This is a genomic window from Streptomyces shenzhenensis (assembly GCF_021462265.1).
GTDB classification, from domain to species: Bacteria; Actinomycetota; Actinomycetes; order Streptomycetales; family Streptomycetaceae; genus Streptomyces; species Streptomyces shenzhenensis.
This window is the reverse complement of sequence record NZ_JAJONF010000021.1, coordinates 11,443-28,934: the sequence shown is the minus strand read 5'-3', so window position 1 is coordinate 28,934 and position 17,492 is coordinate 11,443. Positions and strand designations below refer to the sequence as shown.

The window sequence follows — 17,492 nt, the reverse complement described above, 5'->3', positions numbered from 1 at the left end:
CGTCCCTGCCCACCGCGCATCTCTCCGCACGCCGTAGCCGGGCTCTCGCCGCGATCCACGGCACCACCGGCAAGGACAGCTCCGCATTCTGATCCGCCGCGGGCGAGCTGCGTACCGTCGAGGACATTGGGACGCGGGCGGTGTCCGAGTGACGTGTGAGGGAGTACGACCCCAGACGTGGGGCCAGTCGGCAGCGCGACTGGGCACCCACGGGGGTTGTGAATGTACGGCTCAGACAGTCTGGTCGGCGGCGAGCCGGACGAGCCCGGCCCACGCATCGGGGGTGACCGTCAGAACCGGTCCGGATCGGGCCTTCGAGTCCCGTATGTGTACGGTTCCGGCGGCGTCGACCACCTCGACACACTCCCCGCCCTCGCCACTGCTATAGCTGCTCTTGAACCAGGCTGACTCCGGCACAGTCGGCTCAGGCATCTGGTTGCTCATTTCTCTCCCAGCAGTTCCTCGACAAAGGCCAGCGATTCATGAGGAGTCAGCGCCTGAGCCCGAAGGATTCCGTACTGTTCCTCGATCTCCCTGACGGCCGACCTGTCGGTGTGGAGGCGGCTGTCTCGCTGGACCTCAACATAGGCCATCCTCCGCCCGTCGCGGTCCTCGATCAAGGTGAAGGGTCCGGCCAGACCGCAGTGCTCCGTGCGGTCGTTGGGCATGATCTGGACCTCCACGTTTCGGCGGTGCGCGTGCAGCATGATCTGCTCAAGCTGTCCTTGCAGTAACGCCCAACCACCGATGGGGCGTCGAAGTACCGACTCCTCGATCACGAAACTCAAGGTCGGCATCGGCCTGCGGGAGAAGATCTCCTGTCGGGCGAGGCGGGCTGCGACCCGTTGCTCGATAGTGTCTTCGTCAAGCAACGGGCGCCGCATGGTGAACACGGCTCGCGCGTACTCGTCGGTTTGCAGCAGACCGGGAACCGCCTGGGCCGCGTACACGTGGAGAGCCACCGCTTGCGCCTCCAACCGCGCCATGTCCCGGAAGAACGCCGGATACTGTGCCCGCCCCACCTCCTCCTTCAGCGCCTTGAGGACGCCCCCGGCGTCCAGGACCTCGTCCGCGCGGTCGATGAACCTCGGCGGGGGGATCCGCCGCCCCTGCTCGAAGGAGGCGATCGACTGCCCCGCGTATCCCACCAGCTTCCCGAACTCGGGCCGTTCCAGGGCCGCCCGTACCCGCAGCAGCTTCAACTGCCGTCCGAACGCCGTCACCACGCCCGACCCCGGCTCGTCCTCCGGCCTCGGCCCGGCGTCTTCCCGCTCGCCCTCGCCCCGCTCCACTGTCTCCATCGTCTGCACCGCCTCCCCGGCCCGGTTCCCCGGCCCAACGCCCCCGCCCCGAACCGGTCACGCCGCGCGCCTCGTACACCTCCCGTTCCGTCGCGTACAACCGGTACGCGGCGGTGCGTCACCACTGGTCACGCTACGCCACCACCGGGACCTTTGGGGGCATGAACAGCGAGACCGTTCCCCCCGATCGCGTCCCCCGGCCCACCAGCCCCACAGGCCACTTCGCGATGCCGTTCAGCTCCACCCCCTGTGGCGGATGATCCGCCGTGCGGAGGGCCTGGACGACGACCTCTGATACGTACGCCCCGGCTGGATATGCTGGCCGAGGCACCCTTTGGGAGGACATCGTGAGCACACAGCCGGACCACAGCCCGGAGCTGGTCCCACGCCCCGAACGTACCCCCGACGCCGTCCGCGTGGCGCTCGCCCGGATCGCCCCTCACCGCCTGGACGAGATGGAGAAGCACAAGGAAGAAGCTCTCGCCGCCGCCATCCGGACCAGCAAGATCGGGCACCTGCAGCACTGGCTGACCCACTGGGCCGCCCAGGTGGAGATCGAGCGCCGGCCCGATCTCTCCGCACGCCGTAGCCGGGCTCTCGCCGCGATCCACGGCACCACCAGCAAGGACGACCCCGCATTCCGATCCGCCATGGACGAGCTACGTGCCGTCGAGGACGCGGCGACGCAGGCGGTGTCCGAGTGACGTGGAGGTGGGAGTACGACCCCAGCGAGGCGTACGTCATCGGCGGAGCACCGCCGGCGTTCGTCACCGAGGTCGAGAAAAGGGCTGACGAGCTGGTGCGGGCGGCTGCGGCCTTCTACCTCGACGGAACACAGTACGAAGGGCTGGGCCCGAAGGGAGACACCGCACACGTCGACAGCGGATTCTTCGTCTACCTCATCGTTCCCCGGCACGAGTGCGTGTACGTTCGCCAAGTGACCTGGATCTGATCCGGCCGTCGGCCCCAGCTCTTCGGACCGGGTGCGTTCTTCTGGCTCGGCTGGCCTTGCAAGACCTGGGTGCCCAGCCGCCGGTTCGTGGCCGTGGGCGAGCACTCCGAGTCAGTCGCCGAATCCGGCCAGCAGGGACTCGATGCGGGTGCGGACAGCCGTGGCCCGAAGGTCGGTGTACGGGGCCAGGTGGGTCAATGCCTCGGTCCAGTGGGCGCGGGCGGAATCGGGGTCCTCCGGGCGGACAGCGGCGGCAAGGCGGTCGAGTTCCACAGCGAGCTGCCACATGTCCCCGAGGTCGCGGTGAACGGTCGCGGCCTGGCCATGGAACACCGCGGCTTCGTCGCGGCGGCCCATGGCAGCGTATGTCTGCCCCGTGCCCCGCCAGGCCAGGGCTTCGCGGCTGCGGTCGCCGAGACGCCGGTGGAGCATGGCCGAGCGTTGACAGGAGGCGAGCGCGTCGCCGTACTGTGCGGTGGCTCTCTGGATGCCGCCCAGGGTCAGCAGCCAGAATCCTTCCCGGGTGTGGTCGCGGAGTGCGAAGGCGATCTCGAGAGCATCGTCAATGGATCGTCGGGCGGCATCCGGGTCGCCTTGTTCGAGCTGGAGTTCGGCTTTGATCCGGAGCAGATTGCCCTCGCCTGCCCGGTTGGCCTGGGCCCGGTGTGCGGCCAGGGCTTCGTCGACGACCGAGGCGGCCTCGGCCAGGCGGCCGGAGCTCAATCGGGTGCCGGCGATATTGGCCAGCGTGATCGCCGTCCAGCGGTGGTTGTCCAGGTCCCGGAAACGTGACAACGCCTCGCCGAAACGTGCGTCCGCCCGACCGAGATCGCGCTGTCGCAGATGGATCAGGCCGATGAGGTTGAGGGCACGTGCCTCGTCGAACCGGCTCTCCAGACCGCGTGCAAGGACAACGGCCTTGCCGAGAGCATCCAGTCCCTCGTCGAAGTCGTTCAGAGCCCGGTACGCGATCCCCATATTAAGGAGGAGTCGCAGCTGCGCTCTTCTGTCGTCCTGCGAGACGGCTGCCGTCCATCCGATCCGGCCGAGTTCCAGCCAGTCGCGTTCCGACGCCGAGGGAGGTCGTGCGAACCACAGGACGGTGGCCAACTGCCAGGCTGTCCTGTCGAGTCCGTGCTGGGCGGCGGCACGTACGGCATGGAGGAAGTTGCCGTGCTCCCGTTCGGTCCAGTCGACCGCGGCGTTGTAGTCGGCGAAGACGAGTTGCTGTACGCCGGGGAGAGGCGCCGGCAGTGGCAAGTGGTCCTCGGAAGGGTAGAGCCACGTCTGGGCGGCGTCTGCAGTATGCAGATACCAGCTCAGGACACGGCTCAAGGCGGCTTGTCGCTGCTCGGGGGATTCCTCGGCCTGCGCCAGGTCCGCGGCGTACGCGCGTAGAAGGTCGTGGAACTGGAACCGGTCCGGAGCGGTCTGTTCCACCAGGTGGGCGCCGACGAGGTCGTCGAGCAGTCGCCGTGCCCGGCTGAGTGTGAGCTCGCCGAGAGCGGCTGCGGCCTGCAGGCTGATCTCAGGACCCGGGTGCAGTCCGAGGAGGCGAAAGAGACGGGCCGAAGGGGCGGGCAAAGCCCGGTAGGACCATGTGAAGACCGAACGAATGGCTTCGGCTTCATCGTCGATGCCGGTGCTGAGAGCGTCCCAGAGCTCGGACTCGTCGCGCAGATCGCTGATGAGATCCTCGAGTCGCATGTGCGGGTGGCTGGCGGCTCGCTCCGCCGCGATCCGCAGAGCGAGCGGAAGACGGGCGCAGAGCTGGGCGAGTTCGACCAGTTTGTCCTCTTCGTCGTCGTGTCGGTAGTCCCTGGTCACCGCGTGCAGCAGGGCGACGGCTTCCGCCTCCGGAAGGGTGCCGAGGGTGATCCTGCGGGCGCCGTCGCGTACGGCCAGGCCTGCCAGGCGGTTGCGGCTGGTGACCACGACGAGGCTGGCTCCACCGCCGGGGAGCAGCGGCCGGACCTGGCTCACGGTGGCCGCGTTGTCCAGCAGGATCAGGACCCGGCGGTCGGCGAGCAGTGAACGGTACATCGCAGCGGCATCGTCGACGTCCTGGGGGATGTCGGCCGAGGCCACGCCCAAGGCCCGGAGGAAGCGCCGCAGTGCCTGGCCTGCGGTGACCGGGTCCCCGGGGTCGTAGCCGCGGAGGTCGACGAAGAGCTGGCCGTCGGGGAACTGCTCCTTGACCTGGTGCGCCCAGTGCAGGACCAGCGATGTCTTGCCCGCCCCCGCCGTCCCGGCCACCACATGGACCGAGACGACGACGTGTCCGCCGTCCCCGTCTGCCAGTACTGCGTTCAGCTGGCCCAGTTCATGGGAGCGGTTGACGAAGGTGCGGACGTCGGCCGGGAGCTGCCGTGGAACGGGTCGCGTCGGCCCCGGGGCCGCTGCCTGGTGAAAGTGGATGTCACCGGTGACGCTTCCCGCCTGTACGACATCCCGGGACGACCCGGAGAGGTCGTTCTGCGAGTCTCCGGGGCGGCTGCTGTCCTCTGTCGGCACGTCGATCGACGCGTTTCATCAGGCCGCGGGCGGCGGAGGCAGATCGGCCACGGCGCGGTCGAAGTACGGCTGGACGTCCTCGGCAGCCGTGTACAGCTCCCGGAGATACTCCGCCCAGTTCTCCACCGTGCCGGGATCGGTGAAGCGGACCGCGCCGTCCGGCCGGCCGGCCTCGGTGTACAGCACACGGTAGAGAACCCGGCTGTCCAGGAGATTCAACTCCGGCAGCAGCGCATCGCCCTCGGCCGCAGCGATCGCGGGTGCAGGCAGAACGCGAACGGAAAGCCCGCACTCCGCACTCAGCCGGAGCCAGTGCAACTCCCACTGCACGTACGGCGTCAGCGGCTCCTCGACCACCCGAATGCGATGGAAGACCGCGCCCCGCGACATTTCGTTCCGTGCCCGCCGAACCAGCGCATCACGCTCAGCCTCGAACAGCCGCAACACGGCCGGCCAGTCGCCCTGCCGGAGCGCCTCGCGGCTGTCGTCGCCGGTCTCCTCGAAGTGCTGCAACCGCTCGAGTTTCCAGGACTCCCCATCGCGGATCGCCGCCCGCCGCTCGCGGAAGTCCCGCTTGTAGTCCTCACGTGTGAGCCGCTCACCCAGCTCGTCCGGGAGCTCGGGGGTGAGGAGATCAAGCATCGGGAATGTCCGCCTTCGCCGCACTCAGCATGTTGCCCGGGATGACGACCAACCGCTCCTCCGGCCCCAGGTTCACCCCGGCCGGCAGACACGACCGGTAGTGGGCGGTGAGATCACGGCCGATCACGGCAACATCACCGTTGCTCAGCTGCCAGATGTCCGGGCATTCGTCGTCGTCCTTCGAATTGCCCAGCTCCGCAGCCGACTTACCGAGGCGCTTGACGAATAACGCAGACGGATCGGCTTCCCAAGCGCGGGCCACAGTTTCCTCCAGTATCCACACCATCACTGACGGTGGCGTCAACGATACCGGGCATGCCCAGGCGTACGCATCAGAAAACCCGTCGACCCGCGCACCCACCCCTGGGCGGTCGGCAGACGGGCGGGCATCCTGAGCCCACCTCTCCACATCGTCCAAGCGGCCCGGATCACCTGGGTACCTGGGTCGCAAGCTCCAGCGTGGGCGGCATCCTAGCCGTGTCTGCACAGGTCGGTAGGGGCGACGAGACCGTCAGCTCTCCCGCCGGGGAGGCTCTGGTGGACTGTTGAAGGTGATGCCGGAGAAGTCCCGGCCCTGGACCACAGGGCCGTACTGAGTGCCGCCACTGATCGTGTTGGTCACCGACCCCTCGAACAGTGCCTGACACTGGCGACGCCACGCGTCCAGCGCGGCGGAGAACTCCGGGTCGACCGCCGCCCGCGCGACAAGGACACCGCTCAACGCCTGTGCCAGTGCCGGCTCGCCCGGCGCCTCACGCAGCGCCACCAACTCGGCTTCCCCGGATGCCAGGGCTTCCGCTCGGCGACTCGACGGTCTCCGCACCAGTTCACTGAGCGCGACCCATGCCTGGCGGCCCAGCTCGCCCCCGGCTCCTCCTGCGATCGCTGCCAACATTCCCACGGATACGGGATCCAAGGTCGCCCCTCGACTGCGTGCTTCGCGGTCAGCTCACTTCGACCTACCCAGGGTTGCGGCGCAACCACCCTTGCTCCAGCCCAAATCTCTCCGCGTTTCGAGGCCCGTGCCGAACTCGGCCCGCGCAAGGCCCGCTCTGATCCGCGGCAGCTTCAACAGCCGCCCCAGCACCGCGCCCAGGCCCGATCCGGGCTGGTTCTCCGGCCTGGGCCCGGCGCTTCCCCCTCGCCATGCCGTAGGCCGAGCGGCGCCGCTCGGCCTGCCTCGTACAGACCTCACGCCAGCACGCACAACCGGAGGCTGACGGCGAGTCACCAGTAGTCGCGTTACGCGGTCGCCGGGAGGGTTGAGGCATGACCAGCGAGACCGCTCCCCCCGACCGCGTCCCCCGGCCCACCAGCCCCACAGGCCACTTCGCGATGCGGTTCAGCTCCACCCCACGCGGCGCGCGGCTCGCCCGGCGCCTTGCCGGGCAGCGGCTCGACGCGTGGGGCATCCCCTACGACTGCGACACGCACCACGCGCTGACGCTGATCGTCGCCGAGCTCGCCGCCAACGCCGTCCGGCACGGCCGGGTCCCCGGCCGCGACTTCCACCTCGCGTTGGCCTGCGACAACACGACCGTACGGATCGAGGTCACCGACACCCGTACCGAAGGCGTACCGGTCGTGGCGACGCCCACGGACCTCCGCGACACGGGCCGCGGCCTGCTCCTGGTGGAGCACCTCGCCGACCGCTGGGACTGGCGCCCGCGCCCCGGCGGCCCCGGCAAGACGGTCTGGGCCGAGTACGTCCTGCCTGCGGAAGGCCGACCGGCCGCCGCGCCCGAGCCCCTGGCGCGCCACGACCGCTGGACGGCGGATCGACGCGGCAGTCACACTTGACCCCTGACCGTGACTGTTCATCACGCACACCGGGGGCAAGGTGCCGCAGGAGGCGATCTCCGACCGTTACGAACTCCTGGAGGAGCTCAGCCACGGCGGCATGGGCGACGTGTGGCGCGGCTACGACGCCGTGCTCGACCGACCCGTCGCCGTGAAGCTCATCCGGCAGGCGTCGGTCACCTCCCCGCAGCTGGCCGAGGAGTTCGCCAAACGCTTCCGACGCGAGGCCCGCATCACCGCGCGCATCCAGCACCCCGGTGTGCCGCAGGTGTACGACGCGGTGCTCGACGCGTCGTACGAGCGGCTGTTCCTGGTGATGGAGCTCGTCGACGGCGTACCGCTGTCCGCCTACCTCGACCCCGGCCGGCCGCTGCCGGTCAGCTGGGCGGCCGCCGTCGCCGCGCAGGTCGCGACCGTGCTGTCGTACGCGCACGACGTGCCGGTCATCCACCGGGACCTCAAGCCGGGCAACATCCTCGTCGCACGCGACGGCACCGTGAAGGTCCTCGACTTCGGCATCGCGGCGATCCTGCGCACCGACGTCACCAAACTGACCGCCACCGGCAGCCCCATCGGCACCCACCAGTACATGTCGCCCGAGCAGGTCCGCGGCGGACGCATCACCCCGCAGACCGACCTCTACGCGCTGGGCTGCGTGCTGCACGAACTCCTCAGCGGGCACGTCGTGTTCGAGGCCGAGAACGAGTACCTGCTGATGTACCAGCACGTCAACGCCGCCCCCACCCCGCTGCGACAGCTGCGGCCCGACGTCCCCGAGGCGCTGGAGGAGCTGGTCCTACACCTCTTGCGCAAGGCGCCCGAGGCACGGCCCGCCGACACGCAGGAGGTGTACGCACGGCTGCTGCCGTTCCTCCCGCCGCCGGGCCAGGAGCCTGGCACGGCCGATGTCGGGCCGGCCGGCGCACCAGACCCGACGGGCGTGTTCCGCCACCCTTTCGCGCCTCGCGCCCGAGCCCAGGCCCCCGCCCCCGGCGGTTCGGCGCCGACAGCCGTCCTCCCAGGGGCCCAGCCGGTGCCCGTCCCTGCCCAGTTGCGCGAGGACATCAAGGCGGCGTACGCCCACTCCGACGCCCTGCTGGAGGAGGAGCGGTTCGCGCAGGCCGCCGAGGTACTCGGCGAGGTCATCGAACCCGCGGCCCAAGCCCTCGGCTCCGAAAGCAAGCAGGTCCTGGCGCTGCGCCGCCAGCGAGCAGCGATCCGCCTCCTCGGCGGCGACTACCGGGCCGCCCTGCCCGAGTTCGATGCCCTCGCCGACGCGTACGCCCGCATCGCCGGACCCACCGGCGAGCAGGCCCGCGCCTGCCGTGCCCAGGCTGCCCGTTGCCGCGCCGAGCTCGGCCAGGTCACCGACGCGCTCGCCGCGCTCCAGGGCGTGCTGAACGTCGTGCGGGCCGTCGACAGCGATGTGAGCGAGGAAGCCGTGGAGCTGCGGCACAACATCGGGATGCTGCTGCTCGCCCAGGGCCGGGCCGTCGAAGCCCGGCAGGTCCTCGAACCGCTCCACGAGGACATGTGCATGGTGTTCGGCCCCGACGACGAGATGACCGTCGAGATCGCCGAGGCTCTCGCCGTGATCCGCCTCGGCCTCGACGGTTCGGCTTCCTGACCCAGGTCCTCCAGAAGCGGCATCGGCCGAAGCCAGCCTGCTCGCGATGAGTTCGGATCCGCAGCGGTCCGAATGCAACGACCCTCAAGAAGCTGACCTCTTGACACGGAAATGATTTGACGATGCTTTCACTTTCGGTCTTATCTGGCTATGCTTCCAGTGTGTGGACTGTGACGCTGACATGGAGATCGTCTCCTGTCAAAGGTCAAAGGCATATTCCGGTGCTCGCTGTCTGTGAGGTGGGGAGACCGTGCGGTGGGGGAGGCGATCATGGGTGGGGATCAGCGGGTTCCGGGAGCGGTCCGAAAGATCGTGGAGTTGGTGCGAGAGTCTCCGGGAGGAGTCGGGCGTGAGGAACTGACCGCAGCAGCACGCGGTCGGTACGCGGGACTGCCCGAGGTCCGGTTGGCCAAACTCATCGCGCAAGCGGTGGCGGCCGGACTGCTCGAGGAAACCGATGGGCGCCTCACCACGCCGGGCGCGTCTGCCGCGCCGATCGTGCCGACGGCGAGTGGGGCGCCTGAGCGACGTGGGCTGCGGGCCGTCGCGATCGATCTGGAGAGTGTCGTACGGACCGTACCCAAGGAGCCATATCTGGAACGACACGTGTACCAGGTGGCGGCCATGCGCTTCGGGACAGACCGGGAGTGGAACACGGCAGTGCCGGTATGGGAGCGGTACCTGCGTCTCCCCCATGGTGAAAACGACATCCGCGACGTGGCCGTGCGTCAGCGGGTCCAAACGGAAGGTCTGGATCCCGAGCGAGCGTGGACGGAGCTTGCCGCGCAGACCTCCGGCGCGGATATTGTCGTCGCCTACAACGGCACCGGGCTGGATTTTCCGGTGGTGCGAGAAGCCGCCGCGCAAGCCGGATGTGCTGACCCGCTTGCTGGATGCGCCCCTGTCGACGCGCTCTATCTCGCGCACGCAGTCTGGCCGACAGCAAGCTCCCACCGGCTCCACGCGCTCGCTGAGTCCGAAGGCATCCCCAGGTCAAATCTGCGAGCCCACTGCGCCTCTGACGACGTCGAACTGTTGGTCCGGTTGCTGGTGCGGGCATCTGACGAAGTAGCTCATTGGGAAACGGAGCTGAGGCGGCTCATGGCCGACGTCTGCCCCGACTCGTTCGGCTGGCGGCTGCTGCTTGAACTCTCCGCGTGCGCGGATAGCTCGCAACGCGAAGCCGAGGGGTGGGATGAGCAGCGCGTGGCGCGGCTCTTGAGCAGTGAGCTGAGGCAGCAACAGCCACGGCGCGAGGCTGGCGGAACACAGCATGGACGGGCTGCCGTGACAGTCCCCGACAGGCTGCGCGGCGCGGACGGAAGAGTGGACCCTGCTGCGCTCGCCACCGAAGTGCACGGTATCAATGCAGAGCCCCGGCCCGCTCAGCAACACATGGCCACCGCCTTGCATACGTGGTCCGACCAAGGCACTTCCGGACTACTGGAGGCGCCCACGGGCACGGGCAAAAGCTATGCGGTGCTCGCCGCTGCCCTCGACTGGCTGGCCGACGCACCAGGTCGAACCGCCGTCATCGCCACCTTCACCAAGCAACTACAAAGCCAGATGGCCCGGGATCTCAAAGACCTCGAACGTGCTCTACCCGGCATCCTCGACGTCGCCGACCTGGTCAAGGGCCAGACCAACCGACTCTCGCTGGCCAGACTTACCGCTCTGCTCGCCGATGCCACCAAGGCCCGGACGCAACTCCGCGGCCGCGCACGCTTCGTGGAGGTGCCGCAGTTCCGCGAGCTCACCGTCTACCTGCTGCTGCGGCTGCGGGCCAGCAGCGAGGCACTACAGTCGTGGACCGCCCGGTCTGTCGACCCCGTGGACCTGCCGGCTTTCTTCTCCGACTACGCCGGGCGGGCGCTGCCGCTGTGGTTGCAGTCTCTCTCCCAGCGCGACGGCGACTACCAGCAGGGAGCCGACACCCCGCTCGCTCCCCACACCGACACCGTGCGCGAGGCCATCGCCGGACACCGTCTCATCCTCGCCAACCACGCGCTCGCCCTCTCCCATCTCGATGATCTGCGCGCCCTCGGCCCTGACATGCTGCTCGTTATCGACGAAGCCCACGAGCTTGAGAACGCGGCCACTTCCGCGCTCACCGTCGCAGCCGACTATCGAGACTTGGAAAACCTGCTGGCTGAGTGCCAGACCTGGCTCGCCGACGCGCGTGCGGGAGGCGCCCGCAATCGAGCCGCGAGCGCGGTCGGCGAACTGGAGGAGTTGTTCGATGACGAGCGGCTACCTCGCCTCGCCGCGCGCGCCTTCGACGCCCGGGCCAAGGGCGTAGGGGTACGTGTCGGCAGCCGAAACGCCACGCTCGCCAGCCCGTATGCGGGCACCTCCGGCAGCCAGGAAGTGCGCCAGATCCAGCGGCTACTCGTCAAGGTTTCGCGGGCCCTCAGCGCGATCGCCGCCGCGATCGGCCGGTACGCCGCCGAGCACGCCACCAGTCTCGATGTCCTCGTACAGGAGCGAATCCTGAGTCTCGCTCGCCATGCCGACGACAGCGCGGCGGCCCTCGACAGCCTCACCAGCGACATCGACACCCTGCTGAGCCCCGCCGCCACGCTCGACGAAATGGAAGCCGATGCGACGCCGTCGCGCGTGGTGTATCTCGAGGAGTTGGCCGAGCTGCAAGCTGGTCTGCGCACCTACCGGTTCCGCATCGCTTCCAGCCCCATAGACCTGCCGGACGTCCCCGAATGGCGCCGCTACCTTTCGTCCTTCGCCCGCGTCCATTACGTCTCCGCGACACTGCGGGTTGGCGGTCAGTGGACCTTCGTACGGGGACGTCTCGGGCTGCCCGAGGAGCTCCCGGCGCTCGCGTTGCCCTCCCCGTTCGATCTGGCACGCCAGGCCGAGCTGATCTGCTTCACCGACTTCCCGTCCTGGGCAGAGCATGAAGAAGGCGCCATGCGCACGGTGGCCCACCAACTCGGCGGCTATGCAGAGGAGATGACACGGCTGCGGCCGGACGGGGCCGGGTACGACGGCGGCGCCATGGTGCTCACCACTGCCCGCGCCACCGCCGCGGGTATCGGCGACCTGCTGGAACGGGAGTTGCGTTCCCGCGCTGTCACCGCCCCTGTGGTCAGCGCGCTCGCCCTGGGCAACGGCCGCGCTGCTGCCGAGTTCACCGACCCGCAGCAGGGCGGTGGATTCCTGGTGGCTACCAGGGGGCTGTGGCAGGGCGTCGACGTCGCCGATGAGGAACGGCTGCGCCTGGTGTGGATCAACAAACTACCCTTCGCACCCTTCGCCGCACCGATCATCGAGGCCCGCCGCGCTGCCGCACGGCAACGCGCCGAGGATGCCGGGCACCCGGACCCAGACGGGGCCGCCACCGAGGGCTACTACCTGCCGCTTGCCGCGCTGCAGCTGCGACAGGCGGTGGGCCGGCTCATCCGTTCCGACCGCCACCGCGGCGTCGTCATCCTCAGCGACCGCAAGCTCGGCGGGCACACCAGCCTGCGCCGTGTATACCGTCGGGCCTTCCTCGGCAGCCTAGATGCGGGCCTGCTGCGACCAGACCCGACCACCGGGGAGACAGGCGGCGGCAATGTGGTCACCATGGCCGACGGATGGCGGCGCATCTGGGAGTTCATGGCTCGAGCAGGTCTCCTGGACCATGGGCGGGCGGCCGAACTGTGCGCGGACGATGCCCTCGAACGCCATACCGTGCTGCCGCACACTCGCCGCATCCGGGAGCTCGCCCTCACGCAGGACGAGGCCGAGCGGCTGCGTGTCGAAGGCCGACTCGGCGAGGTCGTGCTGAAGCGCGCCGCAGAGATCGGCGGGCTCCTCAGGTTCTCCGACGAGCCGGTCATGCTGAAGGCGGCCCAGCAGAGGGTGATCGGGGCCGTCGCCGAGGGCAGCAACGCCCTTGCGCTGCTGCCCACCGGCTTCGGCAAGAGTTATACCTTCCAGCTGCCCGCTCTGGTCCTGCCCGGCACCACCCTTGTCATCAGCCCGCTCGTGGCGCTGATGCACGACCAAGCCCTTGAACTCAACCGCTCCATCGGAGGTGCCGTACGTGCCCTGATCTCCCCGCTGCGGGAGTCCAGTAGCCGGGCCGGGAAGACCGAAGTTGCCGACCAGCTGCTGGGGCGGCAGGACCATGGCATCCGGATGGTGTACGTCAGTCCGGAGCGGCTGTGCCAGCGCCGCTTCCGGGAGCTGGTACGGAAGGCGGTCGCGGCAGGGCAGGTCACCCGCATCGCCGTCGACGAGGCGCACACCATGATCCAGTGGGAGGACTTCCGGCCCAGTATGCAGCGGGTGGCACGGTTCCTCACCGAGCTGCGTGAGGAGTACGGGCTGCCGGTCACTGCGGTCACGGCCACCGCCAACCACTCGGTGCACGCAGCCCTTCGCGAGCACCTCTTCGAGATGGCGCCCGAGCCGCCCACTGCCGGATCGGAGCAGGAGCACACCGAGTCCACCTGGCCACAGGCACGCGGAGGACTCGTCACCGTACGCGAGAACCCGATTCGCCCCGAACTCGCAATATTTCGACGCTCGTTGAATCAGCCCGGCCCAGGCGGTGTCGTCGGTCTCGCCGAGCGAGTGGTCGACGCGCTCGACGGGCACGCGATCCTGTACTGCCTCACGGTCAAGGAGGTCAACGCGCTGTACACGCACCTGCGCGAGTACGTGGGCGACACCGGCGTGCGGCTACTGCGATTCCACGGCCGGCTCACCGAGGCCGAGAAAGCAGCGGTGATGACCGAGTTCCGGGAGGCGCCCAAGCAAGGTGAAGAGGGGTTCGCGCCAGTTGTCACGGTGGCGACCTCAGCCTTCGGGCTCGGCGTCAACCGACCCGACATACGCACCGTGTTCTGTGTTTCCCCACCGACCGACTTGGCTGCGCTCTATCAGCAGATCGGCCGCGCGGGCCGTGACGCGGCGGGGCAGGGTAGGCAAGGCGAAGGGCCCGTCAACGTCACTCTCGCGCTGGCAACCAGCCGTGGCCTACGCACAGTTCAGTTCATGACCGGGCAGGATCTGCCCGCTCCCCTGCTGCGCCGCATGGGCCAGGCGGTGCTCAGCAGCTGGAGCGGCAGCATCGACCCCGCTGAACTGGCCGAGGCACTCATGGCCGAGGACGCCGCCGCAGGCCTCCTCGATGACAGCGAGCTGCGCAGCAGCCATACCGAGGACCGTTACCGCACCGGGATCATGCGTGCCTTCGGTGCCCTCGCAGATCTGGGAGCGATAACCGACCTCGGCGACTACCCGCCGCTGTGCACGGTCAAAGCCGGGGACGCGCAGCCACCCGAAGAGGGCCACGGCGCTACCCGTTCACCCAGCCACGACGGCACCCTTGAGCAACCCATCATCGAAGCCGTGCTCTCCCGGCCGGACCACGCTCGCCTCCGCGTCCACGCGCTCGACGCCCACCTCGCAGAGCACGTCAACGGCTACCGGGACATCGCACACGGCCCAGCCGGCACTTGGGAGATCCTCGCCGACCTGCATGACCGGGGACTACTCGACGTGTCCGCTGCCCCCAGCCGCCGATACGTCACGGGTCTCAGCGTCCACCACCGCCAGTTGCCCGGCGGGTTCCTGCCGCTGCTCACCCGGCGCACCTCTCGCGCCGCAGGCGAACTCACCTTGCTCAAAGACTTTTTCGAGGACACCACCACATGCGCTCAGCGCAAGTTCGCCGACTACTTCGGTGTCCCTGAGGTTCCCGACGACTGCTGCGCCGGCGCTCGCTGCCGTTGCTCAGCCTGCTGGGCTACGACTGACTGGCCGATCGGCGAACGTCGGCCCGCCGTCGCCCAAGCCTTCGAGAGCGCCGCTCAGCGCAACGGCGGCGGTGCCGACGAGGCGCTGCGCACCCAGCGCCTCGACGCCCAGGTCTACCGCCTCATCCGTCTCATGCCGCGCGGTCTCCACCCGCGGACACTGTGGCACGCGGTACGCGGCGACGAGGCGTCGTACCACCCGATGAACAAACGCCTGATACCGCTGCCCAGGGCGCTACGGGACAGTCGCCACTTCGGCGGACGTATCGGCCTCCTGTACGCCGAGGTCGAGAAGAGCCTGCAGCGACTGGCCGAGACGGGTGCGGTGAACGTCACCGACGATGGGCGGTGGCACGCCACGCGAACGCCGGAGGGCGCAGCACCAGCACCGCGGCTACGGAACGAGGGAGAGAAGGCATGACCATGACTCCGGAGGCGTCGACCGGGATCTGGCAGCCCTATACGTGCGAACCGCTGCTGACCCCCGCCATGGCACATGGCTACGACGCCGTGCCCGCCGCGGAACTGGGCCGGCTGCGCGACTACCTGGAAGAGCTGGTCAAGGTTCGTCGCGCCCCGGTTCATGTCTCGGTCGCCTTCAACGCCGTCTACTTCGGCTACGACCTCGGAGGAGAGGGCTACGGCGCCAGCCCGCTCGATCCCGATGGGTTTCCCGTCATCCATCTCAGGGAGCGCATCGAGGCCCTCCCCGTGGGAGCCATGGTGCACATCGCCACCACCTCCCAGCCCCTGTACGCGGAGATCGTCTACAAGGAGGGTCAGCACCCCGCGATCGGCCCGCTCGGTGAAGTACCGGGTTGGGTGTCCGGAGCGCCCGCCGGCGCGGAAGGACCAGGAAGGCCAAACATTCATCGAGCCCCGATACGCCGCGAACTACTCGTCCCAGATCTGCGCGCCTTCGGCGAGGCGCTGAGTCTGAGGCCCGCCCAGCTGAATCGGCTGCGCGATCACGCCCGGTGGATCGACGAGCACGGACACGTCCTGGTCGATGCCGTCCATCCGTCCCGCGAGGCCGCGGAGCGGGACGAAGTCTCGTTCTACGCCGCCTACCTGCTGACCACCGCACGCGCGCAGCTGCTCAGCCCCTTCGTGCCCGTTTCGCTCGCCGAACTGGCCTGTGGACAGGACGAGGAGCTGTTGCGAGGCACCCTCATGCGCCTGCTCGACGTCATTGCGCGCGTGCTCGCGTCGAGCGACGCACTGCGTATGTGGGGCTCGTACGCGATGACCTGCGACGACCTCGCCGCCTGCTGGCGGGACACCGGACCGCTCGGTGGCCACGACATGAGCGCGCTGGCCGCCTCCCTGCAATACGCTGCCAAGCTGGCAGCCAAGCGCCGCTACGCCATTGCCGCCACGACCACCGCCTACACCGCGGTCGGGTCGCGGCTGCGGGACTTCCCGGGCGCCGCACCGTTGCTCTCCGGCCTCGGCTACCCAACAGCCGTGTGCCGGGCCAACCTGGCAATCGCCGATCTCATCCGGGGCGAGAGTGAGAACGGTCTCTTCGAGAGCGGCACGCGGGTCAGCCTCGACGACGCCTTCGAAGGCGGCGGTGTGTGGAGGTCCCATCACCCGGGCACCTACGAGGAGGACAGCGATCCGCTGGCGGCAGCCGGACTTGGTTGGCGCGCGACCACAGAGCCGCCCCTATCGTGTGCGAGCCCTTCCGGGCCGTCCAGTGATCCGGGTGCAGAATCGGCAGCGGAACCGGTCGTGGAGCCGCCGACCGAACCGGTGGACATGCCGCTCGACGACGCCACCGCTCTGGGAGCCGGGCAACTCCTGCGGATCGGTGACAGCGAGATCGCGTGGCGGATGCCGCTGAGGCTCGCCCACCTCATGGACGGGTATCTCCCGCTGCGCCCGATCATCGCCGACGAACTGTGCGGCCTCAGCCGGGGGCAGACCACCGTGCGCTTGGAGCTCACGCATCCGGGCGGCGATCTGGAGAAGTCCGAGGAGGTCCAGGACACCCGCCCCGAACTCGGTGACGGGACTGGCCGCCTGTTGGACATCGAGTGGCCGCTGGACTTCTTCCCGGGCCTCGAACTCCACCTCCAGTGGCCCCGCGGCGGTCGCGTCATCCGCGCCACGACCACCCTCCTCGAAACCCCTGTGACGGTGGGCGAACGGGCCATCGAGCATCGGTACGACGCGGCCATCCTCACCCGCGAGGACGCCCCAGGCTCCACCCGAACCCGCGACTCGGCGACAGGCTTGGACGCGGGCCGGTTGGTGATGCGAGCTGTACGCCGCTGCGGACTGCTCACCCCCGACGGGCACGCACTGCTCGACCGCTCGGTACTACCCACCGCCGTGTACGGGCAGGCACCTGCGGCTGCGCAGGCCGAGGCCATGGAAGCGGCCGTCGAAGAGCTCCTAGCCGGCGGGCACCTCTACCCGACCACCGGCAGCCGCAGCCCCGACGGACGGCCCCACCATCCGGCGCGCCCCGGCGAACAGGAGATCCCGCTCATCGGCTACCAGCCCAACCCTGTTCCCATACCGAGGCCACCGACCGGGCACGGCGCCTTCGACCGGACCTGGCAGTCGGCGCCGATGGCGTTGCAGTACGTACCCGGACATCTGCGGCGCCTGCTGCCCGGCAACTCACCCAGCGACGCCCAGCGCGCTGCTTTCCATGCGCACTGCCGCAGGCTCGGCCTGGCCAACGGCGGGGAACTACCGCGGGGCTACACCTTCGTCACCCCGCACACCCGCGGAAACTGATTTTCCTTCACCCTTTGTCGCATCAGGATGGAACCCAAATGCACGACCGGTACCGCGTCATATCAGAGCCACCGCTGTCTCCGCCGGGCATATCGCCCGAGTTGCTCAGATCGCTCGCCGCTGCCCTCAACGCCTGC

General features: G+C 69.0%; 12 protein-coding genes. 6 read left to right on the top strand and 6 right to left on the bottom strand.

Translation table 11 applies throughout. The annotated features are described in order from the left end of the window. Positions 1–231 precede the first annotated feature (231 nt). Positions 232–432: a DUF397 domain-containing protein gene (locus tag LQ326_RS25495; RefSeq protein WP_234540048.1), complete on the bottom strand. Its 201-nt coding sequence runs from the start codon at positions 430–432 to the stop codon at positions 232–234. An 8-nt stretch (positions 433–440) separates the two neighbouring features. Beyond that, positions 441–1,301 (bottom strand): helix-turn-helix domain-containing protein, encoded by an 861-nt coding sequence (locus LQ326_RS25490; RefSeq protein WP_181801282.1) that lies wholly within the window; start codon positions 1,299–1,301, stop codon positions 441–443. A gap of 347 nt (positions 1,302–1,648) precedes the next feature. Here LQ326_RS25490 and LQ326_RS25485 point away from each other — a divergent pair, with 347 nt between their 5' ends. Further along, positions 1,649–2,005 carry a hypothetical protein gene (locus LQ326_RS25485; protein WP_234540046.1) on the top strand — a complete coding sequence of 119 codons (357 nt, stop codon included), beginning with the start codon at positions 1,649–1,651 and terminating at the stop codon, positions 2,003–2,005. Beyond that, positions 2,002–2,253, top strand: a complete 252-nt coding sequence (locus LQ326_RS25480) for a hypothetical protein (protein ID WP_234540044.1) — start codon at positions 2,002–2,004, stop codon at positions 2,251–2,253. The genes LQ326_RS25485 and LQ326_RS25480 overlap by 4 nt, the downstream gene beginning before the upstream one ends. A gap of 111 nt (positions 2,254–2,364) precedes the next feature. On the opposite strand, the gene LQ326_RS25475 is transcribed toward LQ326_RS25480, so the two are convergent. The 4 genes from LQ326_RS25475 to LQ326_RS48375 form a co-directional block, all read right to left on the bottom strand. Continuing rightward, on the bottom strand, positions 2,365–4,767 hold the full coding sequence (locus LQ326_RS25475) for an ATP-binding protein (protein ID WP_308402017.1): 2,403 nt from the start codon (positions 4,765–4,767) through the stop codon (positions 2,365–2,367). An 18-nt stretch (positions 4,768–4,785) separates the two neighbouring features. Continuing rightward, on the bottom strand, positions 4,786–5,409 hold the full coding sequence (locus tag LQ326_RS25470; RefSeq protein WP_234540042.1) for a DUF6879 family protein: 624 nt from the start codon (positions 5,407–5,409) through the stop codon (positions 4,786–4,788). Further along, positions 5,402–5,671: a hypothetical protein gene (locus tag LQ326_RS25465; RefSeq protein ID WP_234540213.1), complete on the bottom strand. Its 270-nt coding sequence runs from the start codon at positions 5,669–5,671 to the stop codon at positions 5,402–5,404. The genes LQ326_RS25470 and LQ326_RS25465 overlap by 8 nt, the downstream gene beginning before the upstream one ends. Before the next feature lie 249 nt (positions 5,672–5,920). Then, positions 5,921–6,175, bottom strand: a complete 255-nt coding sequence (locus LQ326_RS48375) for a hypothetical protein (protein WP_308402016.1) — start codon at positions 6,173–6,175, stop codon at positions 5,921–5,923. A 503-nt stretch (positions 6,176–6,678) separates the two neighbouring features. On the opposite strand from LQ326_RS48375, the gene LQ326_RS25455 reads away from it, so the two are divergent. From LQ326_RS25455 to LQ326_RS25440, 4 genes are all read left to right on the top strand, one after another. Further along, complete coding sequence (locus LQ326_RS25455; protein WP_234540036.1) at positions 6,679–7,209, top strand: ATP-binding protein; 531 nt, start codon at positions 6,679–6,681, stop codon at positions 7,207–7,209. Between the two features lie 40 nt (positions 7,210–7,249). Then, positions 7,250–8,836, top strand: coding sequence for a serine/threonine-protein kinase (locus LQ326_RS25450; protein WP_234540035.1), 1,587 nt, complete (start codon positions 7,250–7,252; stop codon positions 8,834–8,836). Between the two features lie 405 nt (positions 8,837–9,241). Beyond that, on the top strand, positions 9,242–15,022 hold the full coding sequence (locus tag LQ326_RS25445; protein WP_234540033.1) for a DEAD/DEAH box helicase: 5,781 nt from the start codon (positions 9,242–9,244) through the stop codon (positions 15,020–15,022). Continuing rightward, positions 15,019–17,355 carry a hypothetical protein gene (locus tag LQ326_RS25440; RefSeq protein WP_234540031.1) on the top strand — a complete coding sequence of 779 codons (2,337 nt, stop codon included), beginning with the start codon at positions 15,019–15,021 and terminating at the stop codon, positions 17,353–17,355. The genes LQ326_RS25445 and LQ326_RS25440 overlap by 4 nt, the downstream gene beginning before the upstream one ends. Positions 17,356–17,492: the final 137 nt, after the last annotated feature.